Source organism: Endozoicomonas ascidiicola (assembly GCF_001646945.1).
Lineage (GTDB): Bacteria > Pseudomonadota > Gammaproteobacteria > Pseudomonadales > Endozoicomonadaceae > Endozoicomonas > Endozoicomonas ascidiicola.
This window is the reverse complement of the sequence record NZ_LUTV01000005.1, coordinates 84478-111120: the sequence shown is the minus strand read 5'-3', so window position 1 is coordinate 111120 and position 26643 is coordinate 84478. Positions and strand designations below refer to the sequence as shown.

The 26643-nt window shown below is 46.7% G+C and carries 25 protein-coding genes; 14 read left to right on the top strand and 11 right to left on the bottom strand.

The window, feature by feature from the left end:
* Window positions 1-360: 360 nt before the first annotated feature.
* Both AKL11_RS14465 and AKL11_RS14460 read left to right on the top strand, forming a co-directional pair.
* Window positions 361-1488, top strand: coding sequence for a phosphatidylinositol-specific phospholipase C domain-containing protein (locus tag AKL11_RS14465; protein WP_067518701.1), 1128 nt, complete (start codon window positions 361-363; stop codon window positions 1486-1488).
* 107 nt (window positions 1489-1595) lie between these two features.
* Window positions 1596-2441, top strand: coding sequence for a hypothetical protein (locus AKL11_RS14460; RefSeq protein ID WP_157673583.1), 846 nt, complete (start codon window positions 1596-1598; stop codon window positions 2439-2441).
* 63 nt (window positions 2442-2504) lie between these two features.
* Here AKL11_RS14460 and AKL11_RS14455 read toward each other — a convergent pair whose 3' ends face one another.
* Window positions 2505-3062 (bottom strand): hypoxanthine-guanine phosphoribosyltransferase, encoded by a 558-nt coding sequence (locus tag AKL11_RS14455; RefSeq protein WP_067518698.1) that lies wholly within the window; start codon window positions 3060-3062, stop codon window positions 2505-2507.
* A 320-nt stretch (window positions 3063-3382) separates the two neighbouring features.
* Between AKL11_RS14455 and upp the strand changes: the two genes are divergently transcribed.
* Window positions 3383-4009, top strand: a complete 627-nt coding sequence (gene upp, locus AKL11_RS14450) for a uracil phosphoribosyltransferase (protein WP_067519679.1) — start codon at window positions 3383-3385, stop codon at window positions 4007-4009.
* Window positions 4010-4034: 25 nt separating this feature from the next.
* Entirely contained in the window at window positions 4035-5321 is a 1287-nt protein-coding gene (locus tag AKL11_RS14445) for a uracil-xanthine permease family protein (RefSeq protein ID WP_253705210.1), read from the top strand.
* 52 nt (window positions 5322-5373) lie between these two features.
* Here the strand turns inward: AKL11_RS14445 and AKL11_RS14440 are convergent, their stop codons facing one another.
* Both AKL11_RS14440 and AKL11_RS14435 read right to left on the bottom strand, forming a co-directional pair.
* Complete coding sequence (locus AKL11_RS14440; protein ID WP_067518696.1) at window positions 5374-5703, bottom strand: STAS domain-containing protein; 330 nt, start codon at window positions 5701-5703, stop codon at window positions 5374-5376.
* Between the two features lie 116 nt (window positions 5704-5819).
* Window positions 5820-7304: a PhoPQ-activated protein PqaA family protein gene (locus AKL11_RS14435; RefSeq protein WP_067518694.1), complete on the bottom strand. Its 1485-nt coding sequence runs from the start codon at window positions 7302-7304 to the stop codon at window positions 5820-5822.
* 105 nt (window positions 7305-7409) lie between these two features.
* Here AKL11_RS14435 and AKL11_RS14430 point away from each other — a divergent pair, with 105 nt between their 5' ends.
* Complete coding sequence (locus AKL11_RS14430; RefSeq protein WP_067518692.1) at window positions 7410-8447, top strand: threonine aldolase family protein; 1038 nt, start codon at window positions 7410-7412, stop codon at window positions 8445-8447.
* A 101-nt stretch (window positions 8448-8548) separates the two neighbouring features.
* Window positions 8549-9973 carry a Na+/H+ antiporter NhaC gene (nhaC, locus tag AKL11_RS14425; protein WP_067518690.1) on the top strand — a complete coding sequence of 475 codons (1425 nt, stop codon included), beginning with the start codon at window positions 8549-8551 and terminating at the stop codon, window positions 9971-9973.
* A 109-nt stretch (window positions 9974-10082) separates the two neighbouring features.
* Here nhaC and AKL11_RS14420 read toward each other — a convergent pair whose 3' ends face one another.
* A complete protein-coding gene (locus AKL11_RS14420; protein ID WP_067518688.1) occupies window positions 10083-11015 on the bottom strand; it encodes a phospholipase A in 933 nt (310 codons plus the stop codon).
* Window positions 11016-11436: 421 nt separating this feature from the next.
* Between AKL11_RS14420 and AKL11_RS14415 the strand changes: the two genes are divergently transcribed.
* Window positions 11437-12669, top strand: a complete 1233-nt coding sequence (locus AKL11_RS14415) for an ISL3 family transposase (RefSeq protein ID WP_067518686.1) — start codon at window positions 11437-11439, stop codon at window positions 12667-12669.
* 61 nt (window positions 12670-12730) lie between these two features.
* Here the strand turns inward: AKL11_RS14415 and AKL11_RS14410 are convergent, their stop codons facing one another.
* Entirely contained in the window at window positions 12731-13150 is a 420-nt protein-coding gene (locus AKL11_RS14410; protein ID WP_067518683.1) for a nuclear transport factor 2 family protein, read from the bottom strand.
* A gap of 177 nt (window positions 13151-13327) precedes the next feature.
* Between AKL11_RS14410 and AKL11_RS14405 the strand changes: the two genes are divergently transcribed.
* Complete coding sequence (locus tag AKL11_RS14405; RefSeq protein WP_067518681.1) at window positions 13328-13990, top strand: metallophosphoesterase; 663 nt, start codon at window positions 13328-13330, stop codon at window positions 13988-13990.
* A 25-nt stretch (window positions 13991-14015) separates the two neighbouring features.
* Here the strand turns inward: AKL11_RS14405 and AKL11_RS14400 are convergent, their stop codons facing one another.
* The 5 genes from AKL11_RS14400 to AKL11_RS14380 form a co-directional block, all read right to left on the bottom strand.
* Window positions 14016-15332, bottom strand: a complete 1317-nt coding sequence (locus AKL11_RS14400) for a lysine N(6)-hydroxylase/L-ornithine N(5)-oxygenase family protein (RefSeq protein ID WP_067518679.1) — start codon at window positions 15330-15332, stop codon at window positions 14016-14018.
* Window positions 15329-17131 (bottom strand): IucA/IucC family protein, encoded by a 1803-nt coding sequence (locus tag AKL11_RS14395; RefSeq protein ID WP_095210401.1) that lies wholly within the window; start codon window positions 17129-17131, stop codon window positions 15329-15331. The genes AKL11_RS14400 and AKL11_RS14395 overlap by 4 nt, the downstream gene beginning before the upstream one ends.
* A complete protein-coding gene (locus tag AKL11_RS14390; protein WP_095210400.1) occupies window positions 17128-18144 on the bottom strand; it encodes a GNAT family N-acetyltransferase in 1017 nt (338 codons plus the stop codon). The genes AKL11_RS14395 and AKL11_RS14390 overlap by 4 nt, the downstream gene beginning before the upstream one ends.
* A gap of 63 nt (window positions 18145-18207) precedes the next feature.
* Entirely contained in the window at window positions 18208-18594 is a 387-nt protein-coding gene (locus tag AKL11_RS14385; protein ID WP_172807298.1) for a ferric iron reductase, read from the bottom strand.
* Window positions 18576-20075, bottom strand: coding sequence for an IucA/IucC family protein (locus AKL11_RS14380; protein WP_172807297.1), 1500 nt, complete (start codon window positions 20073-20075; stop codon window positions 18576-18578). The genes AKL11_RS14385 and AKL11_RS14380 overlap by 19 nt, the downstream gene beginning before the upstream one ends.
* A gap of 226 nt (window positions 20076-20301) precedes the next feature.
* Here AKL11_RS14380 and AKL11_RS14370 point away from each other — a divergent pair, with 226 nt between their 5' ends.
* From AKL11_RS14370 to AKL11_RS14345, 6 genes are all read left to right on the top strand, one after another.
* A complete protein-coding gene (locus tag AKL11_RS14370; protein ID WP_067518671.1) occupies window positions 20302-21543 on the top strand; it encodes an MFS transporter in 1242 nt (413 codons plus the stop codon).
* Between the two features lie 13 nt (window positions 21544-21556).
* Entirely contained in the window at window positions 21557-21949 is a 393-nt protein-coding gene (locus AKL11_RS14365) for a hypothetical protein (protein ID WP_067518669.1), read from the top strand.
* Between the two features lie 117 nt (window positions 21950-22066).
* Complete coding sequence (locus AKL11_RS14360) at window positions 22067-22900, top strand: ABC transporter ATP-binding protein (RefSeq protein ID WP_067518667.1); 834 nt, start codon at window positions 22067-22069, stop codon at window positions 22898-22900.
* The gene (locus tag AKL11_RS14355; protein WP_067518665.1) at window positions 22900-23802 is read left to right on the top strand and encodes an iron-siderophore ABC transporter substrate-binding protein; all 903 of its coding nucleotides are present in this window, start codon (window positions 22900-22902) and stop codon (window positions 23800-23802) included. The genes AKL11_RS14360 and AKL11_RS14355 overlap by 1 nt, the downstream gene beginning before the upstream one ends.
* On the top strand, window positions 23802-25796 hold the full coding sequence (locus AKL11_RS14350; protein ID WP_067518663.1) for an iron ABC transporter permease: 1995 nt from the start codon (window positions 23802-23804) through the stop codon (window positions 25794-25796). Before AKL11_RS14355 ends, AKL11_RS14350 begins: the two co-directional genes overlap by 1 nt.
* 98 nt (window positions 25797-25894) lie before the next feature.
* A complete protein-coding gene (locus AKL11_RS14345) occupies window positions 25895-26452 on the top strand; it encodes a TonB-dependent receptor plug domain-containing protein (RefSeq protein ID WP_067518661.1) in 558 nt (185 codons plus the stop codon).
* On the opposite strand, the gene AKL11_RS24635 is transcribed toward AKL11_RS14345, so the two are convergent.
* Window positions 26417-26643 (bottom strand): transposase (locus AKL11_RS24635; RefSeq protein ID WP_172807296.1); only part of this gene is annotated, 227 nt, incomplete at its 5' end. The two genes, AKL11_RS14345 and AKL11_RS24635, sit on opposite strands and share 36 nt — an antisense overlap.

Below are 26643 nucleotides of genomic sequence, written 5' to 3'. Positions count from 1 at the left end.
TTAAGTAGTTGATCAAATGTAATCGAATAATCCTGACCGATTGAATATTAATTCAGCTGATGACCTGTGCTGCAATAGTTATAGAGAGGTTATGGCTAATTGTGTTTGCCTCGATGTACTGTTAACTCAAGCAGTCACAATGTCAGTAATGCTTACTGGTCGGTCAGTGATTTATTCGAAAGCAAATGGTTAACTACTTACGATTCGATCTTATTTGCACAGCTATTTGCATAATCCGTCATTCAGCACCTGTATCAGGAATAAATTTCTTGTTTACAGTTTAGATGATTTGGTGAAATTATCAGATTAAGTCCGAATGAAGGATAACTATTTATCTAATAAAATAATGGGAGGTATTCCATGAAAATGGATTTCAGAACTATATCACTAGCAGTAATTACGTTGATAATAAGCTTTTCTTCAGTAGCTCATAATGACGAAGCTTATAATCATGACGGCGGACCAGTGGCGAATAATCCTGATTGGATGTCTCGGCTAAATGGTAATCAACGGCTTAGTGAGCTTTCACTTCCTGGTACAAATGGCACAATGGTTATTAATCAGGGGACGGATATAGTCCAAACCCAGGCTATGTCACTGCGAGACCAGTTAAATTCAGGTATTCGTGTGCTTGATATACGTGTTCGCCATAAAGAGAATACACTCAAGCTTTATCATCAGACAGTAAGTCTAAATGGTTCTTTTGGAAAAGATGTGCTTCAAGTAATTGATCAGTTTTTGACAGAACATCCCACTGAAACGGTGGTGTTTCGCCTTAAGAGTCTTGATCATTGGCTACGACCTTTGGGGAAAAATGGGAATACTCGATCTTTATGGAAAACACTTGACGCAGACCTCGCTAAATACGGTAGTAAACGTTGGGTTCCGACAACGAACAACCCAACACTTAATGAAATACGTGGTTCATTTGTAATTATTCAAGATACCAAAATTAGATCGCTCGACGGTGGTTATTATAGTGAATATGAGGAAGAACCATCATCAAATGGTTTTCCTTTTGGCATATTGATTTCCGCTATAAATATCCAACAAAATGTCAGGCAAGATTACATGAACACAAACTGGAAATTATATGAAAAATGGGTAGCTATTAAAAATCATATAGATGAAGCTAATAAAAGCGATGAAGGGCGATTTTTCATGAACTTTCTTAGTAGTAATCATGGCCCAACAAATATTGGTGTATTCCCATATTTTGTTGTTAGTGGTCATTCAAGTCCTCAAACATCAGCGCCTCGCTTGCTAACTGGACTCACTACGCCAGGGTGGTCACATATGTATCCGGAATTCCCTCGCGTTAGCTGTTTTATCGGTATCTGCTCGATAGCTTTTGAAGGTACAAATACTCTTACAGCAGATTATATTGCTGGCCAGAAAGGTCGTGTAGGCATGATTATGACAGATTTCCCAGGCAAACGATTAATTGAAAACATCATTAATTTAAATGATCTGTATTTAAGTTATTAGTGCATAATCGATGTTTTTCTTGCATCTTTTCTTGCATCCATTGCTGTTAACTCTTTGGATGCCTCGTATAGTGTCTTGTAATCAAGGCACTTTCTGGTTCAGGTAGTTTGCCAGAGTTTACGCATCAGTTGATGCAGCATAATGTACGAAAAATAACTGAGTTTTCTTATTACTGCGCATTCCGGAATACCCACTCAAGGCTGATATTGCTGATTTTGGTAAGAGGTAAAGCACTTTCGGATAGGGTTTCCGAAACCGAGCCAGAACTTGATGATACCCCTTATGAGTCCATGCACTATGGTGCTGCAGTAGTGATCGGTTTATTAGAGAGTACTGATGCTTATGAAACTATTGAAGATTTTAAACAAGATGTTTCAAAGCTTGACTCTCAGGAACTGGATTTAGTTGAAAGCTACTTGCAGGAGAACTACCGTACAGGTAATAGTAATGTGAAGGACATGCTTGATGTGGTCATAGGGCAAAAGTCTAAGTTCTTCGAGTTAGACGATAGCCTGACCAGTCGCCCGCGATCCCCATCTGTAGATTCTGGTTATGTTGAGAGTGAGTCAGATTCATTAGCCAAGTCTGGCGACAGAATGGCACTCAAATTTCGGGAGCCAAAGAGTGGAACGCTTGATGATTCTAAATTTGCGGGGGGATCTGGGTTTGTCAGTGTGGATCCAGAAGTCATGGTCTCTGACGCAAAGGTAGATGAGCTGTTTCGAAAGCTAAGTGAGCCCAGTGTTGATGCATTAAAATGGGAAGCAGAGCTTAAGACATTGACTAAAAGCGAGCTGGAAGATGTGATAGAACGGCTGGTGGCATATGGCGATAACGGCAAGCTGTCGAGGTCAAATGTGGAGGAATTTAAAATGAATGTACATGAGCTTGCTCAGTTGAAAGATTTTGCTGAGGAAGAGTATATACGTAAAGGTGGCAGTATTTATATTTGAAGCTTTAGTTTTCTGAAATAGGAATAAAAAAAACGCCGGAATTCGGCGTTTTTTTATGTTTAATTAGTGACCTTTTAGAGCATAAATGCCATTAGCATTCCGCCAGTAACCCTGATAATCCAGCCCATAACCAAAGATATAACGATCTTCAATTTCCAGGCCAGTAAAGTCTGCCGTTAACCCCGGGCGGGCTTTGCGATCATGGTTCTTATCAACCAGAACGGCCGTCAGTACTTCCGCAGCGCCTTCTTCCTTACAGAAATCTGCAATGGCATCCAGAGTGTGACCTTCATCGAGGATGTCGTCGACGATCAGGACGGTGCGATCTTTAATCGACTGAACCGGGCGAACTTTCCATTCAAGACGGCCACCGGTCAGCTGGTCGCGGTAGCGGGTAGCGTGCACATAAGACGCTTCCAGTGGGAACTGCAAGTGGGTTAACAGCTTCCCGGTAATCACCAGACCACCATTCATGACACAGAATACCAGAGGGTTGCTGTCAGCCAGTTTGCTGGTAATGGCGGTACCCATGTTGGTAATCGCCGCTTCGATCTGCTGCTCGTTGTAGAGACAGTCGGCTTCATCCATCACTTGCCGGATATGGTCGAGATCAACAGACATGTTGGGAAATCCTGATCGTTATTTGCGGAAAACCAAGAAAAATACCTTATCCGACTGTCATTGGGCAAGTGAAAGGTGTCACAGCTTTACGGTGATAAAAACCTATGGGCAGATGGATAAAGCTGTGGGAAAATAAGAAAGTTTACGCTGTGTTCGCAGGTGGATAGCGATTGATCACATTCAGATGAGTTTTAAAATCATACCCATGTTCATTTCTCATGGGTATTGAAATCTTTCGAATGGCCATTTGTCCGGCAGGCAGCTTAACCCAATTTATTCAGTTTCTATTCAGTTTCATTTTTCCACCGTTGAGGTCTTCCATGAGCGTTCAGGAAATCAAGCATCCACTGGTACAACACAAGCTGGGCATCATGCGTTCCCATGATATCAGTACCAAAGGTTTCCGGACCCTGGCTAGTGAAGTTGGCAGCTTACTGACTTATGAGGCGACCAAAGACCTGGAAATGGAAGACACTGTCATTGATGGCTGGAATGGCCCGGTTACGGTTCAGCAGATCAAAGGCAAGAAAATCACCATCGTTCCTATTCTTCGTGCCGGTATCGGTATGATGGATGGCGTTCTGGATATGATTCCGAACGCCAAAGTCAGCGTGGTGGGTTTATATCGTGATGAAGAAACCCTTGAGCCAGTGCCTTATTTTGAAAAACTGGTCAGCAATATCGACGAGCGTATTGCCCTGATTCTGGACCCAATGCTGGCTACCGGCGGTTCTATGCTGGCAACGATTGAAATGCTGAAAAAGGCGGGCTGTAAAGAAATTCGTTGTCTGGTTCTGGTGGCTGCGCCCGAAGGCATCGAGAAAATTCGTTCTGCCCACCCGGATGTGAAAATCTTTACGGCATCCGTCGATCAGGGTTTGAATGAAAACGGCTATATTATCCCGGGCTTAGGTGACGCCGGTGACAAGATTTTTGGTACCAAATAAACAATAACAATAGGGAAAACCAAGAATGGATAAAACAATGGAACCTGACAATTTAATGGATGAAATGTCCACCTGGCGACAGGCATTGATGGGTGGACAAATGCTGTTCGTTGCTTTTGGTGCGCTGGTTTTGGTGCCACTGCTGACAGGTTTAGATGCTAACGTCGCCTTTTTTACTGCCGGTGTAGGAACGCTGATTTTTCAGTTGGTGACTAAGCGACAAGTGCCTGTTTTTCTGGCGTCCTCTTTTGCCTTTATTGCGCCAATTACCTTCAGTATCCAGTCCTGGGGGCTGCCAGCCACCATGGGCGGCATTATGGCGGCGGGTGTGCTTTATGCTGCGTTGAGTGTTCTGGTTCGGTTACGTGGTTCCGGTATTCTCTATCGCTTATTTCCACCGGTGGTGGTTGGTCCTGTGATTATGGTGATTGGCCTTGGCCTGGCGCCTGTGGCTGTTGGTATGGCAACGTCTGGCATAGAAGGGGTTGTCTCTGCTGATCAGGCATTGTTATTGGCGACACTGTCACTACTGACGACATTGTTTGTTGCTACCATGGCGGGCGGAATTCTTAAACTGATTCCTATCCTCTGCGGTATTGCTGTTGGTTATATTGCGGCCATGATGATGGGCGTCGTGGATTTTCAGCCAATGCTGGATCGCCCCTGGTTAGCCATGCCAAATTTTGTCACCCCCGAGTTTAACTGGAATGCAGTGCTTTACATGATCCCTGTGGCCATCGCACCTGCGATCGAACACATTGGCGATATGCTGGCGATCAGCTCTGTTACGGGGAAGAAGTATCTGGAAAAGCCGGGTCTTAAAAACACGTTGTTGGGTGATGGCTTGGCAACCACTGCTGCAGGCATGCTGGGTGGACCACCGAATACCACGTATTCCGAAGTCACCGGTGCAGTGATGCTGACCAAGGCATACAACCCGAAAGTAATGACCTGGGCAGCGGTGATTGCCATTGCTGTTGCCTTCATTGGCAAGGTTGGTGGCTTTCTCGCGACGATTCCGGTGCCGGTGATGGGCGGTATTATGATGTTGCTGTTCGGTTCTATTGCGGTAGTGGGTTTGAGTACGTTGATCAAGGCGAAAGTGGATCTGAGTATTCCAAGAAACCTTGTGATTGTTTCTATTGTGCTGGTGTTTGGTATTGGCAATATGGGCTTAACGTTTGGTGAGTTTTCACTAAAGGGCGTGAGTCTCTGCGCACTGACGGCTGTTCTCTTGAACCTCCTGCTTCCGCACCAATCGGGTGAAGATCGCTATCAGTCCACTGAAGTTGGTAAGGAAGAAACCGTCTAACGGTTTTGCCGTTTTTTAATCAGCTATAAAAGTCAATCAGCGACAAAGATGCTCAGGCAGAAAATTGCTCTGCCTGAGTATGCATTTGAATAAAGTGGGTAACACCACTGATTTCCATTAAATCAGCCACTTCATCCCGCACATTCTGCAAAGAAAGATAATAGTTTCCTGCCATCTCAACCTGAGATTGAAACAGTAGCTTTAACCCGTCCCCGTTAATGCTGATCAGATTGGCGCAGTCGATGACGATCTGGCGTGATGCGAGCTTTGTGGCATTACTTAGCGCATTTTCCATCAAGTGGATGTTATTGCTGTCCAAATGACCTTCGACTTTCAACAGAGTAAAGTCTCCCTGGTTTTCAATCTGAATGGCTAACTCCATACTGCTGTCTCCATAGCATTCATACTAATGGGCAATAGCCTACAGAGAGGAGAAATTGCTTTGCATAACAAGGTGGTTATCTAGCCTGACAAAATGCTTTGTCAGGCTACTCAGCATCATCGATTTGACGGTGTTGGGTACCGATCTGGCTGCACAAATACTCTGGTTGTGAACACCAAATCCGCGTAAGGGGCATTGTCAAAGTGCAGCTCAACAAAGCTGGCTGACCAGCCTGTGTCCGGTTCTGGTATGTCTGTCGAGCTCTTGCAGGCGTTTTGCTGGCAGATCATGTGGATGGGGCTTCGACGAAAGTCTGATAGGTTTTCGATGGATGGAATTCGGCGAAAGTCTCTGTCCGTTGCATTGGTTGCTTGCCAGAGCCAGGCTGCTTTGGGGGCTTGTGATGATGTCAGAGTAAGCTGATGCCCTTGCAAATCCCATTCAATGTCAGGAAGCACTCGACCTTCAACGATCGCACCATAAAAAGACTCCGTAATATCAGTAACGAGATCTTCATTGTCCCGAACAATATAGTGCCCTTGATTCGGTAGAACTCGCATCCATTTTTTGCCGGGTAGCTCCCCAAAAGACAGTTTGCTGTTGTCTGGTGGCATAAACTCATCACCAGAAGCAGAGACGATGTATTTCGGCATGCTCAGCGCATCGCGATACTGGAATGGGTCAATCATGGCGATAAGTTGCTGCATTTCGGATTCCGAAGAGGTGTCTCGCAAGGGAAGATGCAGGTAAGCAGAGACAGCCGGATTGCCCTCCGGATAAACATTGAGCAGATGTTTGATCATTTCCCCTAAATTCAGGAAATCAGCAACCATAGGGATGATGGCAGTTACACGTTTGTCTTGAGAGGCGGTCAGCGACGCAGTCCAGCCTCTTTTGGAGCCACCTTCGAGGACAAAACCGTTAATCGTGATGTCGTGAATAGCCAAGATTGTTTCGATGGCATCCATGGCAGCAATCACTGCTTTGGCCATGGGCATGTGGAGTGGCCAGCTACTATCAGGCTCTGGTTTTACCAGAAACTGCCCCCAGGAAAATGACACCAGATTGTCTTCCCTAAGATGGGAGGAGTGAGGGAACTTCAGGTACTGGTTGGGAATATCTTTAAGGTTAATCACAATAGACTGGGTTCTGGCGGCGATACGGGCAAAATCAATAGCGTCGCCTTGATGATGCTGTTGACCGCTTTCTCGAGGGTGATTAATGCCGCCATTAATCACCAGTAATGCGCGATCAGATATAACGGTTTCTGGTTTGTAGATCGTTAATCGATGCTGCCACAAGGGGGAGTCTGGTGCATATTGAGGATCAGGTTCCCAGCTCAGCGACGATAGATCCGCATGGAGAATCGAGACATCCCGATCCTGACCGCCAACATTCACAATCTGGAAAGTATTGCGAATAATTTTCCAGCCGGACTCCGGCTCCTCCTTCAGCAGGTAACAAGGGAGTCGGTGTTCAAGGTGTGTTGTTAACCATGAGGCGTCGCAACGGGAAGGCACTTCTCGAAGGGTGCTCTCTGAGGCAGAAATCCCGGTGGTACACAAGAATAAATAAGTGATCAACAGGCGAATTGGTTTCATTTGCCTAACTTCTTAATATTTATGGTCTGCTAAAAATAGCTGATATTCTCCGGTTTGCCCTGAGACTGCATACGCAAATTTCTCTCAATGAACAGGAAAATGAACATGGCTCGCTCTTTTACCAGTGGCTCTTTTACCAGTGACAATGCTTCCGGAGTATCACCTGAGGTGATGGAAGCATTGGTCGCCGCCAATGATGGTCATGCCGGGCCTTATGGTGGTGATCAGCTCACTCGGGAAGCGACTGAAATGGTCGTGGCAGCACTTGGAAAACCGGCAGATCTGTTTTTTGTTTATAACGGAACCGGCGCTAACACGCTCTGCGCCAAAGCATTGTTGCGAAGTATTGATAGTATTATTTGTGCGGATACGTCTCACATGATCACCAATGAAGTGGGGGCACCGGTGAATGCCACCGGAAGCCGGATGATAACGGTGCCGTCCACTCACGGAAAAATCACGCCTGAGCAAATACGCAAAGCCTTTCATGATGAAAGCTGGTGGGGGCCTCACGCTACTCGTCCTCGTATGGTGAGTATCTCCCAGTCTACAGAACTTGGTACTGTTTATACCCTTGCAGAAATGGCAGACATAAAAAGCACCTGTGAGGCGCTGGGTTTGATTCTGCACGTCGATGGTTGCCGTCTCTATAACGTCGCAGTTGCACTGGATTGCTCACTCTCTGATATTTGCCAGTATATTGATGTGCTGTCTCTGGGTGGCACCAAAAATGGTTTAATGTTTGGCGAAGCGGTGGTGTTTTTTGATCAGACTTTGTCAGATGGCTTTGGGCATATCCGCAAGCAAGGTTTGCAGCTGCACTCAAAAATGCGTTTTATCAGTGCTCAGTTCAAAGCACTGTTTACGGATGACCTCTGGAAACGCAATGCCATGCAAGCGAATCGAACTATGAAGCTACTGGCTGACGGGTTACAACCGTTACCAGGCATTGAGCTGATGTACCCGGTGGAAACTAATCAGGCATTTTTTACCATACCAGAAGATATGGCGGATCAACTGATGGCTATCTGTGCGTTCAACCCTGCCGGGCCAGAAAAAGGAACCTATCGTATGGTGACCTCGTTTGATACGACGGAAGAGGATGTTCTGACGTTTATTGAAGCCGCTAAAAGGCTTGTGTAGTTTATTTGATCAATAATCTGTACAGCATTTATTCGTGCAGTAATCGGTATTACCCATTAATATTAGTGGCTATGTTTAAAAGATAATAAAGGAATATCAGCGTGAGCCAATCCGCACAAACTGCCGTCTCAGGGAGTGAGCCCGGCTTTTTTCAAGCGTTTATTACGCTGTTTTCCATTATTACTGTGATTGGTGTTGGGTTGTTCTGGCTGCAAACCAGCCTTCATAGCCTGATTCTTATTTCGCTGCTGATTGCATCCCTCAGTGCCTTCAAACTGGGGTTTGATTTTCGAGCCATTCGCGATGCCATGAATGGTGGCATCAGCGGGGCATTACCTGCGATATATATTTTTATTTTGATTGGTGTCTTGATTGCAGCGCTGATTCAAAGTGGCACATTGGCAACACTGATTTATTACGGCATAGAGTTTGTCAGCCCGGCTATTTTTCTACCGGCAGGATTACTGCTGTGCAGCTTTATGTCTCTGGCCACAGGCACCAGCTGGGGAACGGTTGGTACCATCGGCGTTGTGCTGATGGGCATTGGCATGGCCATGGGCATACCGGCACCTTTGATTGCTGGTATGGTCATCTCCGGTGCCTGTTTTGGCGATAAAATGTCGCCCGTCTCCGACACCACAAACTTAGCCTCCATGACCACCAAAGTGGATCTTTACGCTCATATTCGCGGAATGTTGTATACCACTGGCCCTGCTTATGTATTGGCGCTGATTCTGTTTTCGTTTGTCGGCATGAACTACGCCGAAAGCCTGTTGCCTGTCGATCAATTGGCTGCGATGCAATCAGCATTACGTGAAACTTTTTCTATCAACCTGCTAACGCTTTTGCCCTTGTTGGTGATGCTGGGTCTTAGCATGGCTCGGGTAGCGGCTGAACCCAGTATGATGGCGTCGTCTATTGTGGCGGTCATACTAGCCTTGTTTCTTCAGGGACAAGAATTGTCGACAGTGCTAAACAGTTTGTTCAGTGGTGGCAGTATTAAGACGGGTTTGGACAGTCTGGACTCCTTGATGGGCCGTGGCGGAATTTCCTCCATGATGTGGACACTGTCTCTGTCCCTGATGGCATTGGCGCTTGGCGGCATTCTTGAACGAGGTCATTTCCTGAGAGTGTTAATCTCCACACTGCTGCTGAAAGTGAAACGGGCTTCGAGTCTTGTTGCATCGACGATTATTGCCTGCTTTGCCGGCAACATGACCATGGGCGAAGCGTATATGTCCATTATTCTGGGTGGGCAATTATTCAGTGATGCCTACGATGAAAAGGGTGTGGACAGAAGAGTGCTGTCTCGCTCCCTTGAAGAAGGCGCAACGCTCACAACAGCTCTGGTTCCCTGGACGACAGGCGGCGCCTTTTTTGCATCGACCCTTGGCGTTGCGGTCATTGATTATGCGCCCTGGGCTTTGTTGAACTGGGTGAGCCCATTGCTTTCGATCATTTTTGCCATCGTTGGCTTTGGTATGTTTCGCAAAGCGACTGGTAAAACTGAGGTGAACATGGTTTAGGGGGCTGTTTTTAAAAAACGACCTTATTGGTAGAGGCGTTTTTCGTTGACCGTAAAAGCCGTTCAGTTTGTGCTTTTACGGATAACGGATAACGGATAACGGATAACGATTAAAGCCAGTCCGTCAACATAACCCCGAACCCAATTCGATTGGTGCTGGCGTCATAATCAATCAGGCTTTCTCCATAGCCATTAAAATACTGGACATAGCCTCTGAAACGCTCGTTGATTGGAAATGACCAATTAAGCTGTACTGCGCCCTTATTATCATTGCGCAGGTTGTTTCTGAGCATAATGCCAAGGTTGTGATCATTCAGCTGATAACCAAAGTGCATTTCGCCATAGCCCATGTATTTTTCGATATTTGGATTATCATCCCCTTTTGAGCTGTTTTCTTCATTCTTATCCGATTCAGGGATTCGCCACCAGGGTTTGAGAGCCAGCACCATATTATCTTTTGAAAAAACAAATTGGGTGTAGATTCGGTTCCAACTGCGTGAGAGATCGCCACTTCGGCCATTGGACTGATGAGAAATGCCAGGGATGATGGCTTTCAGGTCAAAACCAAACAGCTGGTAATTGGTGGGCAGCACAATAAAGGCTTCCGGTTCGTGATTGGTTTCTCGAAATGGAGCTGAGTTGCTGTTGTAAGCCTGCCACCAGGAAGTGTTGGTGTAGGCTACATAAACATCGCCATAACCGTTAAACACACCTTCTGCCAGCGGTGCTTTAAAACTGAACTGGAACTTGATTTCAGTATTGGAGAAGTCATCCGTACTGTCTAACCCAAAGGGCGCTTCGTTCGGGGTGTCATTGTAGGAGATTGGCAGGATGTAATTGGGTTTGTGGGGTGTGATGGCAAAACGATTACCGCGTGTTTCTTTCTCTTCCTGCACACGATTGGCCAGAACGTTAGATTCTTCATGGCTGCTCTCGTTGGTGTTGTCACAACGCCGTTTTACTTCGCCAATCGTCAGGGTGTTGTCGCCTTCTTGTAGCTGTCGAAGCAGGCACTCGTCTTGGGTTTCAGCCAGTGCTGACATTGAATATAAGCTAAATGCCAGAAGAGTAAGGGTGCTGCTAGATCCACGAAGGGCTGTTTTCAAAGCTATTTTCAAGAAAGTATTCTTCCTAAGCCGTGAGTTGGAAAATGCGTTGATAGCAATCTTATCTCTGTATTATCACGGTGCAGGCTAAGGATTTCCAGTGCAGAGCTAGGAGCCTGACCGAGAACAGGTTGCCCTACGCGGCAACTGCTCCTGCGTTGCTCTAGCTCCTGCATCCATGCAGTCGTGCGGTGGTAGTAAATTGGTCTAAATATTCTGTTTTGTTCAGCAAATAGCACCACTATTCACTTCACAAAACAGAATTTTTATCCTCAATTTTGGCTCTTTTGAAAAATGAGTGGGTAAGTGTATATTTGCCCACCTTCTTTTTTGTTGCAGAACCTGCCATAAATCACCCATGAAAGACCTGTTTCAGACAGCCCTGGGYATCACCTCTCCCTGGTACATTGAGTMCCTGAATTTCGATGCAGATCAATCGCGTCTGGACATATTCATTAACTTTCAACGAGGAACCACATTCAAAGACCCAGAAGACCCTGCAGGCAAGGAATACAAAGCATACGACACTGTAAGAAAAGAGTGGCGGCATATGAATTTCTTCCAACACGAGTGCTATCTGCATGCCCGTGTTCCACGAGTTAAAAGAGGCGATAACAAGCCTCGCCTGATTTCTCCGCCCTGGAGTGGAAAGCTGAATGGCTTCACTCTTCTGTTCGAAGCCTTCCTACTTCAGATGTGTCGTTCAATGCCGGTGCATCATGTCAGCAAGTTGACCGGGGCCTCTGATTACCGACTGTGGTCACTGCTGGAGCTTTACGTCACTACAGCGCGGGCTGAAGAAGACTACAGCCAACTCCACACCATTGGCATGGATGAAACGTCATCTGCCCTGGGGCACGATTACATAACCTTGTTCGTCGATCTTGAAGAAAGACGTACTGTATTTGTCACCGATGGCAAAGGCAGCGAAACGGTCAAGGCATTTACGACCGATCTGGAAGAACACAATGGTAAGGCGGAGAACATCAAGCAGGTTAGCTGCGACATGTCGCCAGCCTTTATCAAAGGCGTACGGGAACAACTGCCCGAAGCCAGTATCACCTTTGACAAGTTTCATATCGTCAAGATTATCAACGAGGCAGTAAACAGCGTGCGCAAAGAAGAGGCGAAAACTAACCCGTTATTGGTTGGCGCACGCTATGCGCTTCTGAAAAACGAAAGTAATCTGACAGCAAAACAGAAAGCGAAACGAGATGAACTCTCTATGCCCGGACTTAACCTGAAGTCGGTGCGAGCCTTACAAATAAGGGAAACCTTTCAGCAAATCTATACGGCACCTAGCAAAGAGGAGTTTGAGGCAAGGCTAAACAAGTGGTACTTCTGGGCTACCCACAGCCGACTGGAGCCCATGGTAAAAGCTGCAAAGACCATCAAACGACACTGGGATGGTGTTCTGAACTGGAAAGAAAGCCAGATCAATAATGGTCTACTGGAAGGTTTGAATTCAGTGATACAGGCAGCCAAGCGAAAAGCCCGAGGTTACAAGAAACCACACTTCAAAGTCATGGTTCATTTACTGACAGGTAAGCTGGATTTTACCAGAGTGAACAATGCCTGCTTACCCACTTGAAATTCAAAAGAGCCTCAATTTTCTACCATCCTCGCTACGGGCGCTATTCTCGGTCAGGCTCCTAGCCTGAGAAAATATGCATTGGCGACACGTGCAGATGGTTGATTAGCCAACGATCCTTCTGGCTTGTGAAGAGGTGAGTAGCTCGCAGGGATTGATCTTCAAAAACCGATTCATCCTCAACCTGGCGCTGGGTCGAGAGTACCCAAAGGCTGGTAGAAAGGATTTGTTGCTGGTTGGCGAAGAGTTTCTCAACTCGGAAGTTCACCGAATCAATATCGAACTGATCAAATAGCCCTTGATAGTGCAGGCTCAGTTGTTCGGTGGTCGTCAGTGTCTCGCCTTCTGAATGCCAGACGAGCAGATACGGCTCCCGGGCATAATGTTCAAGTAATGCGCTCAGGTCTTTGCTGCAGTAATTCTGAGCCATCTCAGAGAAGCATTGATCAACGAAGGTGCTTGCCAGATCAAGGTCAGCCATGCCGATTCTTACCTATCCAATCCTGAAGACTCGTTAATCATAGCCTTCTTACCCGAACTATGTCCTGTCATTCAGTATCAAGGTTCCAGTTATTCTAGCCATCAATTCATGATCACTTGCTACACTGCGGATATAGATAAAACACGCAAATGATCTGCATGATTTGGGAAGAGTAATGTGAGATACCAGCATTTTGAAAAAAATACTCAGGGAAGGGACTTTGTCATAGGTGACCTCCACGGGATGTATGATCTATTAATGGAGGCATTGGCAGCGGTCAGCTTTGATCCGTCAAAAGATCGATGCTTCAGTTGTGGTGATTTGATTGACCGGGGGCCTGATTCGGAAAAATGTCTGGGTTTGATCGATGAACCCTGGTTTTTTCCAGTACGGGGAAACCATGAACAGTGCATGATTGATACAACCCTGAGACCTTCATCCCACCTCATTGCCCAATGGGTGACCTGCGGTGGGCGATGGCACATGAGAGTATCTCACGAGCAGATGGTACGTTACACAGAAAAAGCGGCAGTATTACCGGTGCTGATTTCCGTCGACATGCCCAGTGGACAGAAAATTGCCATTTGCCATGCTGAATACCCATTGCCTTCCTGGGATCCTGAAAAAGCAGTCAATGATGTAGAGCTGCTAAGAGCCATGCAGTGGTCCAGAGAAAAAATAGAATCCGATAACGATTCCATCGTAGAAGGAATTGACCACATCTTTTGCGGCCATACCATTGTCGATCAGGTGGAGACATTGGGAAATACGCACTTTATCGATACCGGTGGTTTTGAAAGCCGCAACCTCACCATGATTGAACTGACCAGCCTGGCTTAAAGGCTGATCAGTTTCCCAGATTATCCTAAATAGCCACACCCATCGGCTCTTGCCAGTTGATCAGACTGGCCGGCCTGTTAATACGAAACGTTTCTTGCCCAGTGAGATCATTAATAATGGTTGCAGAGCGCCAAGCCGCCAGACTTAATTGCGGCTCAGCAATACCATGGCTGTGAAGGCCGGCATTGACGGCGTAAATTCTCCGGTCATCAGGGCCATTCCATTTCACTTTGAAACTGGAAGAGAGCTGGAAGCGATCAAGGGAATCCAAATTCAACAAGGGACGAATGGGTTCAAGGTATTGTGGCAGGTTGTTTTGAAACCCTGTGCAGAGAATCACCACATCAGCAACCACTCTCTCATCATTCGATGACAGCGCGTTATTCAGCCTAAGTTCATAGTAGCCTGACTCGTTGCAGGACATATCGGTCAGCGTTCGATCCGGGAGTAATTGCCAATCTACATCTTCCTGATGTAAATAGGTGCGATCATAGAGTTCCCGGTAAAGCTCCAATAGATAGTCCGGTGTAATGCCATCACTGGCCAGTTTCTGATAGCTGACAATGGTCTCTTTTTTATGGTCAGGGAGATTTAAAAACTGATTGACGTAGTCAGGGGTGAAATATTCGTTGGTAAATGGGCTTTCATCCAATGGTTCAAAACTGGCCCTGCGGGAAACCCACTGAACCTGAGCAGCTTTACCCCATTGGCCTCGCAGGCTATTAAGAAATACTTCTGCGCCGGTTTGGCCGCCACCAATCACCGCGACTTTCTTACCTGCAAGGTTTATGTCTCTTGTCATCAGGCTGCTGGCATGAAAACAGTGGGCACCTAGAAATGGCGTTGCACATTCTGGAACATAGGGCATCTTTCCAGTGCCAAGGCAAAGGTTTCGTGCTTTATAAACCCTGTCGTTGGTTTTAAGAACAAAATGATTATCAGAAAAATTCACCTCCCTGATTTCAGTGTCAAATTGCACAGAATCCAGACTGTCGGAAACCCAGCGAAGATACTCAACAAACTCTGTACGACTGATGACCATTTTTTCTGTCGATAGAAATGAGTAGAACCGCCCTTGATTGACCAGAAAAGAAAGAAACGACCATGGGCTGGTAGGTTGTACGGCGGTAACCAAGTCTTTCAGGCAAGATGTCTGCATATGAGCACCGGGCAGCATCAATCCCGGATGCCAGCCAAAAGCAGTTTGCTTTTCAAAGAATCGGGTTGCAACATCCGGCTGACTGTCCAGCAGGGCAGCCAGGCTCATATTGAACGGGCCAGCGCCAAGACCGGCTAAATCGAGGGTTTCGGAATCAGCAGTATTGATCTTTTCAAATTTCATCGTTCGTCCTTGAATGTGGTAGCCAGAGGGTTTTTCAAAGGGGAGCCTAATTCAGGAAGTGGTCGTTCCTGTGCGTCTCCATAGCCAAGCTTGAACCGGACTCTATTAAGACAGACTCGAGCCATTTCTGGTTGAAACAGGTCAAAGAGTGCAAAGCGTGTTTTTAGCTCTGGGTGTGCCTTCATATAAGACTGCAGTTGCCTACCTAAAAGCTGATAAAAGCGGGCTTCAGAAAAGCCCTTTTCTGCCAGACAAGTAGAGATAAAACGGAGAACCGTGACAAAGTGACCGGTTTGCAAATCGTGGATCAGGTATTCCGCTGGCAAGCGAGTAGTGACCGATTGAGCGTAGGTACTTAAGCTGCTCAGCTCCGGAAAGTTTTGATCAATCAGGCGCAAATCGCCTTGAAAATCTTTCAAAGCAACCCTTGCAGGTTGGTCATTCTCCAGCACCAGAGTGACATTTTGCCCATGGGCTACTAAACCGATACCGTACTTGCACAACAGGTGATAGAGCGGAATAACCACCACATCAAACATTTTGGCCAGCCACTGTTCAGTGGTCAGTCCGGAGCGATGAATGTATTCACAGATCAGTGGATAGTTGAACCCATCTCGTTGAAACAATGTGGCCATCAAAATGGCGTTTTCAGATGGGTAAACTTTGTCGTGTACACTGTCCCGCCAGATACAACCGAGCATTTCGTGATAACGATAGGGTGCATCGTCAATCTGTTCAAAAGCGGGGTTCGGGTAAAAGGCGCCTGCAGGTTCTTCAAGAATAATGGTTTTCCGACTGGCCAGTGTCGGATCGGATTTGACGATATCCGCCAACCAACGTGAAATGATCGGCCCCGCCTGGATGTACTTACCCGGAATGCCCCGATAGCAGGACGTGTTCAGAATGGATAGGGGCAGTTTAATATTGAGCTGTTCGGGACGTTTTCTATTGGACAGTGTGCGTAGCGATTGCTGGGGCAGCATCGAGTCACCGAATACACCAAGGTGAACGATACGTCGGGCGGCCACTTCGCTGGCAAACATATTCACCAGTCGGTTACGCCATTGCCAGGGGTGCACTGGCATCATGAAATAGTCGGACAACGAAACGTTCAACCGTTGGCAGGTTTCCAATAGACGCTGTTTTTCATCGGGATCCAAAACCGCATCAAGAAGTTGATGTTCTGATAGGTCATCCGCAGTGGACAACTGACAGTGCTGTCGGGAAACCGCAAGCCATTCAAGCTGAATATCTGGAAGAAACTCAGTTGCGAAGGCTTGATAATCATTCTGCCCCCAGCCCATTCGTCCCTTACTCACGGTGACTTTGGGGTGGCCATCCAAATAGCATTGCAATTCGTCGTCTACCAACTCTACCAGCTCGGCAGCGGTTTTTTGCTGATAATTACTCTGAACTCTTACTTCGGCCATGAGTGTGTTGGCTAACTCTTCCAGAAAGTTGGCCAGCGTCGCAGAGGTCATTTGCAGCTCTGTTTGTGCATCGATAAAAAACTGACTGACGTCTGGTGTATGTTGTATCTGTCCACTGATTCCTGTTTTGGTAATGGATGCTGAATCAATGATCAGCTGATCCCAGATACTGCGCCAGGCATGGAAGTCATAACGGATACCACTGGCAAGTTTCAGCTGAAAACTACCACGCCCAGTCTCTACAGGGTTGATGGCTTCTTCCCAACTTAATTCGCTCAGTGTTTTGGCCAGCAGTCGTTTATTCACCTGTTCCCAAAGTGCGCTCTCATTTAGGGAGGCTGACTCGGGAAGAGTCACCATTTGATTCATAGCCGAACCTCCTGAAAAAATGAACGTCGATAGCCGTTAACCAACGCTGACCGTTTATGAGGGAAATCAAACTCTTTTACAAAAGACCAGCCAGCGGGAGTCAGTAATTTGAGCAGCCTTTTGTTGTCCGCTCTTGGCTCGCCAACTAATCGCGCAGTTCGCGGGTCATCCAGATATAAAAAGTGAGTGATGGACTTCGTCCAACTGCTGGAAAAGCGCGGTCCAAGAAATTCAGGGTTACCAACCAGCAAATGGAAGCCTCGATCCCATGGCTGGCAGTCATAATAGGGCGCTATGCGATCTTCCATTGCCCAGTAGACTTCAAAATAGCCAAAAGGTTTGCCATTAAATGAGCCAATCAAGGGCCAGGTTTTGCCACTGTCTAATAAAGTGGTGAGATATTCTTGAAGCTCGGAACGGCTCTGTGCCATCTCCCAAAACTCAGCCACTCGTGGTTGATTCATCCACTGATGAAAGAGACCCAGATCGTGTTCAGGGTCTATGGTTCGGAAGCTAATGGTGACATCGTTCTGATAATCATAACGCTCATAGACGACGCCAGATGGTTGCTGCTGGCGAATCGGGTGTTTTACACCGTGTTCATTTTCAGTCCAGATTTCTGCCGGAAAGTGATCGTTGTTTGCCCAGTGCCATAAGATACGGTTCTGATATAGACCCGCCCGAAGGTTCAGTGCTTTACTGTCTTGAGTGATCGTCTGAATTAATTGATTGTCTGGTAATCGATGAATCAACTCTGACGACAGAGTGATGCTGTTCAGCTCTTGGTGGTGTGCATAAAGATAATCCAGTGCTGCTGCAATCAAGTGATTTGGAATACTGCCGGGAAGATCTGACGGATTTTCTGGAGACAGTTGTATTCCGTCCTGCTCAATGATCTTGAGCAGTAACGATAAATCATGGTCATTCACTAAAAGGGAGTTGGAAGATAAAGGTTGCAGTGCAATGCCTTTGTTTAGCGCATCCGGTAAAATAATTGGCGATACAGTGTTCATAGCTTTCCCTGAGTTTTTATTCTGAGCATTTGTTCTGAGGCTGTCATGAGTGGTTGAACAGGGTCAGTCGCCTGATGCTTTCAGGTCATATAATGGGTTGGGCATGGTGTGATACACATCCATGGGGTCATCAAGTGTGTTTTCGTTAATCGTGCCGTAGGCACAATAGAAATTGCCTTTCGACCACAATTCACGACTGTCGAGCATATAATCCAGACAACTGGTGTCTTTAGGTTGTGCTTGACGTAGCTGTTCAAGAAATCGTCGCAAGCTGAGCAGTAATTCCTCTTCGGGAATTATGTTGCCAGCGCCCAAAGCACTGATCACGCCGAACGTTGAGTTGATGATCAGGTAATAGGTGAAGAGTCGATTGCCCAATACGGCATCAACATGGTGTTCTTGCTCTTCAGTATCATTGGGCAATGCGTCTGCTAGTATGGTTCTAGCCAAATGGCTGTACCCTGACAATCGCGAAAATAGACTTTCTCCGGGTAGCCAGAAGACATACCAAGCAACAGGTTTTGCTGGTGGGCACCAAACAACAATCCAAAGTTCGACTGGCTTCCCAGTAATGGCTCAACGACGGATGCCAGATATTTTTGAAACCATTTTCTGACAATCACATCAAGGGCAAGGTTTTCTTCTGCTGCCAGTCTTCTCATATGATTAACTAATCTGGACTCTCCTGTAGGATTATCCTGGGTGAGACTGGCTAATAGCTCTGTGGATTGATTAGATATTTCATTATTAAATGGGTTTTCACGAAATACGATCATCGTTTCAGGCAGGGGTTCTCCATCTTCGCCTTTGATGGCAGCGTGTGCCGGTTCTGTCAGGATGTCAAAGTTTGGATAGGCTTTCTTTAGTTGTGAGCCAATAACGGATTGATATTTAACCTGATGAATTTCTTTACCGCGAATGACTTCTTTAGGTAGCAAGTGTCGTATTGAATTGGTCAGTTTCACACTGAGTGAATACTTCAACATGAATGAAGCGTGATTTGAATGAATAGCGCGTACTGAAGACGTTGCACACCACCCACTACCGTGCAAACCAAAATCGTTTAATCGATGATCCCGAAGTAAAGACTGGATGTACTCATTCTCAAGCCACCGTTGCGCCTGCCACGGATGGGCTGGTAACAAAGTATGATCCGAAGGAATATCATTGAGCAGGCTTTGAGAAAATTGTGTGTCTTCTTCTGCCAGGGATCTTGTTAATGATTTGAAAGAAAGTGAGTGAACACTGTCCGCTATTAATAGGGAATCCTGAATGGAGAACCAGTGAAGCTTGAAGCTATTGCCATACTCTGGCATATAAAGTTCTGCATCTTTCAAACTGAATTGTTCACGACTTTTAGGCGTGGGGTGTACAGAGTGCCCCGTAATTAATGACTGTTCCGATGCTTGAAAAGTAACGGAATCATTAAAAACACTGACCAGATTATCTTCTCGATAATGTAATGTGGCTTCAATATTATCGATGCTAATAAATACTCTATTTAGAAAAAGGTGTTTACTGGTTGAATCGCTTTTCCAAAGAACATCTTCTTTCACGACTAGCTCAACGGCTTCAGTAAAAGAGACTTCGCGATAGTGCTTTTTCTCTTTATTGAAGAATAAAAATGGAAGAATACACTGGTGTCTGCCGCTTATAGAGAAATGGCTTAGGCAAATGACTAGCGACGCTTCTGTCATTGGAAAAGAGATAACGGCTTCAACCTCCGACGGCAAATTGGGAAGATCCAGATAAGCCGAGGTAGTCTTTGTTTTCTCAGAAAGCTTGGTCATTCGGTGGAGTGACCAGCCCTGCCATTCGCGCAATAAAGCATTAAAAAAACAGTTGGCGCTCAGTCTTTCGGCTTGCATCCTGATGCTGTTTTTTAAGGGTCGTGATGCCGATTTTTCAGCACTGGTGGAATCACTGGTCATGCCAACAGCCGAACTTATCCGTATTGGATCAGAAGTTATTATCATGTCTTTGGTTTTATTTTCTTCTCAATTTTATTTGGTTAACTATTTATGACTAATGTCGTTTAAAAGGCTGATGAACTTGATTAAAAAAGAGTCATCAGGCAATCTAGTGCGCATCGTATATGATAATCATTATCATTTGCAATAAGTTGAACAAAAATAATGCGCTTATCAGGCACCGTGTATGCAGGAAAGAGAAAAAAGTTCTGAGGCTATGGCTCAGTCATACGACGATCAACCTATTTCATACGGACTCTGTCGACTATTTCTGGTCTTTATGCTGGGAGCTGGTCAAACAACACTATTAATCAGCTTGCCAGCCATGATGGAAGAGACTGGCATCGGTTATGTTTTACTCAGTGGCATGGTTGCCTTTGGTACAGGGTTGTTTATTTTATCCGCGCCTGTCTGGGGGAAGCTGTCTGATCACTTTGGGCGAAAGCCTGTGGTGGTTGCTGGAGTGGTGGGCATCGCACTGAGTTTCTCACTGATTACTTTGAGTGTACTTGCCCTGAACCAAAACATCATAAACCGTCAGCAGGCTATTTTATTGATGTTTGTTGCACGAGGAATCTATGGCTTATTGGCATCAGGCCTTTATCCGGCGGTTCAGGCTTGGGCGATGGATGAGGAGCCAGATAATGCCTCAAGAAGTCTCAGCCGTATTACAGCGAGCATCAATGGTGGGCGGCTTGTTGGGCCTTTAATCCCTGCATTGTTGATCGGCTGGGGCAGTGAATTTCCCATGGCTTTCATTGCTGTGCTCACAATGCTGCTGTTCCTTTGGGTTATCTTTTTACCTCTGAGAAATACTGTCGAGCCCGCTCCCTCTAAGTCAGAAGAGCGGTCTTCTATACGTCTGTTGTCTGTTACTTGGCCTTATCTGCTATTGGCATGTTCGGTAACTACGTTATTTGGCTTCTTGCAGTATGTGATTGGACCAATGTTATTGTCCGTTTTTCAAAATGGGGCAGAGACTTCACGAATGCTGTCATGGTTGATGATGCTTGCTGCTTTATCCACCATTGTTGCCCACTTTTTATTTTCCCGTTGGGTGCAGGGGCAAGTGTCCCTTGCGTTGAAAATCGGCACATCATGGCTGCTGATTGGCACTTTAATGATGCTTCTCGGAGATGGTTTTGCCTGGCTGGCAGCAGGGCTGGTAATCAGTGCCGCATCGGTCACTTTATTAACACCGTCTTATACGACGATTGCCTCAAAGCAGTTAAAGCACCAGCAAGGTTTGCTCACTGGAATGCTAAGTATGATTCATACCACGGGTTATACCGTTGGCGCTCTGTTGGCAGGGTTTACTGCTGGGCATGATAGTTGGCTGATGGCTGCGATTGGTATTGCCGTGGCGGCCGTTGCGTTAGTGACTGCATTTCTGTGTGTTGAAGTTAACGTTGAAGTTAAAAGTGTTTAGATGGAGGAAAACTATGTCTGCGATTGACATGATGGGTTGGCCGGTAGTGGTTGTCTGTTTTAACTATCCGGCCACCGACCAGGATGCTGAAAAATGGCTTAATGACTTGTCCGATATTCTGGCAAAAGAGGCGCCTTTTAGCATGGTGATTCAGGCCAGACCCAATAGTGAGTTTTCACCATTTGCAAGAAAGATGCTTGGCCTCTGGTTTAAAGAGAATCGATTGAAGCTACAAGACCACTGTCGTGGCATTGCCCGACACGTTCAGTCGTTGGAAGAAGGCGAGCGGGTCGTCAGTGACAATATGCAAAAAGCGATGCCATTTCCCATGAAAGCGTTTATGGACTGGCAATTAGCCAGAGACTGGGCGCTGGAAAGGCTGGAGTCCGAAGGAAGTTTTGCTTGAAATAATAAATGCAAATCATTATCATCCGCGACCAATGTCTTTTGCATAATAATTAAATAGCGTTCAAGCGCATAACAAACGACAACGTTTTCTAACTTTATCCAAAAAGAAAAATGAATGAATAATCTGACGCTGAGTCTTGATCAGGTTTGTTATCAAGTCGGCAAAAAACTGATCGTAAAAACAGTCAGTACTGAAATAAGGCCAGGAAAAATCACTGCAATTCTCGGCCCAAATGGCTCAGGAAAAAGCACATTGCTGAAATTGATTTCAGGGCTGATTTCACCTTCAGAAGGGTCAGTGCTTTTAGGTAATAAGTCTTTACACACTTGGGCTCGTAAAGCCATGGCTCGAGAGCTGACACTATTGCCACAGCACTCACCGGTACCCTTGGGTATGACCATTGAAAATCTGGTCGCTTGTGGTCGCTATCCCCATGCAGGACCTTTCGGACGAATGAAAGCGAAAGATCATCAGGCGGTCAGCTCAGCCATTCGCAGGGTCGACATGAAAAACTATGCATCAGAACTGGTGGATCATTTATCCGGCGGTGAGATGCAGCGAGTCTGGTTAGCCATGGTGCTTGCTCAGGAAACGGGTATTCTGCTGTTGGATGAACCAACATCCTGGCTGGACATTGCCCATCAGCTCAGATTGCTGGAGATCGTACGCCAGTTAAATCAGGAGAAGAAGACCACTGTTGTCTGGATATTGCACGATCTGAATCAAGCGCTGCAATACAGTGATGACATCGTGCTGATGAACGGCGGCCAGATTGTACGACAGGGTGAAGCCAGTCAGGTATTGGACAGTCAGATTATTTCGGATGTATTTGGTGTGACAACCACTCAATTTACGCCGGAAGGTCATAAAGACCCATTGTTTCTGCCAGTAGGAGAAGCGCCGGCAACACCCACTTTGCAGTCGGTGAAGAGCAGGGAAGTGGCCTGATGTCAGACGTTTTGAAAATTAACATTGTTCTGACGGTTGCCTGTAGCTTTTGGTTGCTAATAGCGCCAGTGTCAGCAGATTCGGCTGTGCCTCATAAAATAGCGGCTCTCAACTGGACGCAGGCAGAAATGCTGCTCACCTTAGGCGTGGTTCCTGCCGGTGTGACGTCTATTAAAGGTTATAAAGAATGGCAGTCCAATACACCAGAACTTCCTGATGGTGTGAGAGAGCTTGGCCTTAGAACCGAACCAGGGCTGGAAACCATTGCTGCTCTCAAGCCGGATTTAATACTTGGCTATGAATGGCGTCATCGTCGTATAGCGTCTGAGCTGGAAGCCATTGCTCCAACCGTGCTGTTCACTCAGTACCCATCCTCCGATGACATTACGAATTACTATTTGCGTATGCAGGATGTTTTCCTTGGGGTTGCCCAGCTGGTGGGTAAGGAGTCTTTGGCGGAGCAAAAAATTCAGGAGATGCATGCAGCCATTGATCGTGCGCGTATTGCTATCGAGCAGGCGGGCTTATCGGGGCAACCGGTGGTTGTTGGTAAATTTGTTGGTATGGGGCTTGGCCTGCGGGTTTATGCCGATGCTTCTATGGCTGGGGCGCTGGTGAATGAACTTGGGTTAAAAAACAATTGGCAGAGTGCTTTGCCGGGCAGGGATTTTACCCATGTCGATCTATTGAAACTGACCACTATTGGCGACGCTAGTTTAATCATTATCGGTAGTGAGCCTGATAGTTTGCCGACAATGACGGAATCACCCGTGTGGCAGTCTCTACCGGCGGTGAGGGAAGGGCGTGTGTATTTTCTGCCTGCACTCTGGTCGTTTGGCGGACCGTTGTCAGCTTCCCGTATGGCGGCTGCTATCGCAAATCATCTGACGCCGGAGGTGTAATGAATTACTTCGGAATAATAAGACCAGCAATGGTCACCTGTCTGATGTTAATGCTTTATCTGGCTATCGTGGTTGTGTCACTGATAACTGGACCGTCGGGTTTAGACTCGCAGTTATTAGCTGTTTTTTCGTTGTCACCAGGCACCGGCGACAGTGAGATGACAAACGTTATTGTAACCTGGCTGCTATTACCCAGAACCCTCATGGCATTGTTGTGCGGTGCAGCCCTAGGTGCTGCCGGAGTATTGATTCAAGGGGCTACGCGAAATCCATTTGCCAGTCCGGCAACGCTGGGTGTGAATGCCGGAGCCATGTTGGCGATTGTTCTTGGATCGGTTTTTCTGCCTCAGTTCACTGGTCAGTTTCCCGTCGTTGTCGCTTTCAGTGGCGCTATTTTAACGACGATTCTCGTATTTCGACTGGCTCAGGCAATCAGCGATTCACCAGTCAATCTGGTACTGGTTGGTATGGCCATGACGCTGTCGCTGGGGGCGCTCAGTGCGGGCATGCTGATGTTTTATGAAAACCGGCTGGATGGTTTGTATACCTGGGGAGCGGGGAATTTATCCCAGTTCGACTATCAACCCATTCAGCGGAGTTGGCCAATTATCGGTATGTTAACGGCGCTGGCGCTCCTGTTTGCCCGGCGGTTGGATATGATTGAGCTGGGAACAGAGCAGGCCGAAAGTCTTGGTGTTAATGTTCGTCGAACCGTTGGATTGTCTCTGCTTATCGGGGTGCTGCTTTCTTCCACTGTCGTTAGTCAGGTGGGCATGATCAGTTTTGTCGGCTTGATTGCACCACATATTGCCCGGGGGTTGGGTTGTCGGAAGGTGTGGTTGCGTCTGCTGGTATCTACTGCGGTAGGCGCTTTGCTGTTGTTGGTTGCTGATGTGGCAGCAAGGCTGATTCCTCTATTGATTTCCGATTCCCATTACAGCTTTCCTGCCGGGGTCATGACGACGGTGGTAGGTGCTCCGTTTATGCTTTTTTTACTGACTCAGCGTAAACGGGTGAGTGCATTGGCAACCACGCCGGGAGAAACGGGCATTCGGGCATTGTTTCACTTATCTCCAGTAACATTTCTATCAGCGTTAGCTTTTGTGTTCTTACTGATCTTTGGATTCAGTCTGTTTGGTAACCTCGATTTACAATGGATCAGCCTTCGCTGGCCCCGAGTGCTGACTGCGGCCTTTGCCGGCGCAGCGCTCGGGGTTTCAGGACTGGTGTTGCAGACCCTCACTAGAAACCCACTGTCCAGCCCAGACGTTTCTGGATTAACGACCACCGGCGTTTTATTTGTGGTGCTTGGGCTTGTGTTATTCCCTGGGCTAGGCAGCTTTGAAATGACCTTGTTATCCATTATGGGAAGTGGTTTTGCCTTGTTGTTATTACTGGGCTTAAGCCGTTTAACCGGGTTTAACCCGCTCTTGTTTGCCCTTGCCGGATTATGCCTTTCTGCGATGGCGGCGACGCTGATCAGTATGGTGTTGGTATTGGGCAGTAACCAATCCAGCGAGGTACTGGTCTGGTTATCCGGTAGCACCTATGCTGTGACCAGTGAACGTTTCTATTTGCTGTTTATTTCTGTTCTCGCAGTGTTGCCTTTGCTGTTCGCAATGTGGCGTCGGCTGGATATTCTCCAACTGGGGGAATATTTGCCTTCTTTGCTGGGTGTTCGTATACAAGCGACAGTGGCGATTTTATTGGTCATGGTTGCCTTGCTCAGTGCGGTGAGTGTGGCTGCTGTGGGTGGTATTTCCTTTATTGGGCTGATGGCCCCTCATATCTGTCGGGTAACCGGGCTTTCCAGTCATCGACATTTAATTCCAGCCACCGCAATGATGGGTTCAATCCTTCTAGTGGGCAGTGACTGGCTATCCAGAACAGTGATTGCGCCGTTTGAAATTCCTTCTGGACTGCTGGTTTCCGGTGCCGGTGGTATTTATTTCATATTGCTGCTGCTCAGCGGTAAATACATCCAACGTCGTTAATTAATACATTCAAATTAAGAGGTTCGCAGGAAGCGAGCCCTGAATAATTACAAGGATCTAATGAGAATGATAAGCACTACACAGGAAGCTCAATAATAATGAAGATTCAAAAAGCGCCATTAGCCCTGGCGATTTCCATGGCTGGCTTTGGTCAACTGGCAATTGCTGAAGAAGCCAAAGTGACCAAACTCGATCAAGTGGTGGTAACTGCCTCCCGTTCGGAATCCAGCATCTCTGATATATCCGGCACTGTTCAGGTAATTAGTGGTGAAGAAATCGCTCAACAGAGTCAGCCGGGACAAAAGCTAGCTGATGCTCTTGAACAGCTTATTCCAGGGTTTGGTCCCAGTACGCAAACGGTGACTGACAGAACTCAGAGCATGCGTGGACGTAAAGCCTTGATTCTGATTGATGGGATTTCACAGGCTGATAATCGTCAGATTAGCCGGCATCTTTCTACGATTCGCCCTGAAAATATTGAGCGTATTGAAGTGGTTTCTGGTGCCAGTGCAATCTACGGTGGTGGAGCAACCGGCGGCATCATCAATATCATCACCCGTAAGCCTGAAGGCGATAAAATCCGCTTTGCCTCAGAAGGTGGTATTAAAATTTCTGCCTCGTCAGTAAAATCTGTGGGCAATTTCTGGTTCAGGTAGCTTGCCAAGTGCATGGTATAACGCAATTTCCGCGCATCTGTAGGTTCTGAAACCGTAAGATTTTCTCGTAGTGAGTTTTATCTTGGTGTTCAGACCCTCAACTATACCGCTTGAATACGCCTTTTTAGCCCTGAACCAATTCAGGATAAGTGGTCTGTGTCGTCGAACTGTTTTGGCAACCTTCTTCATCG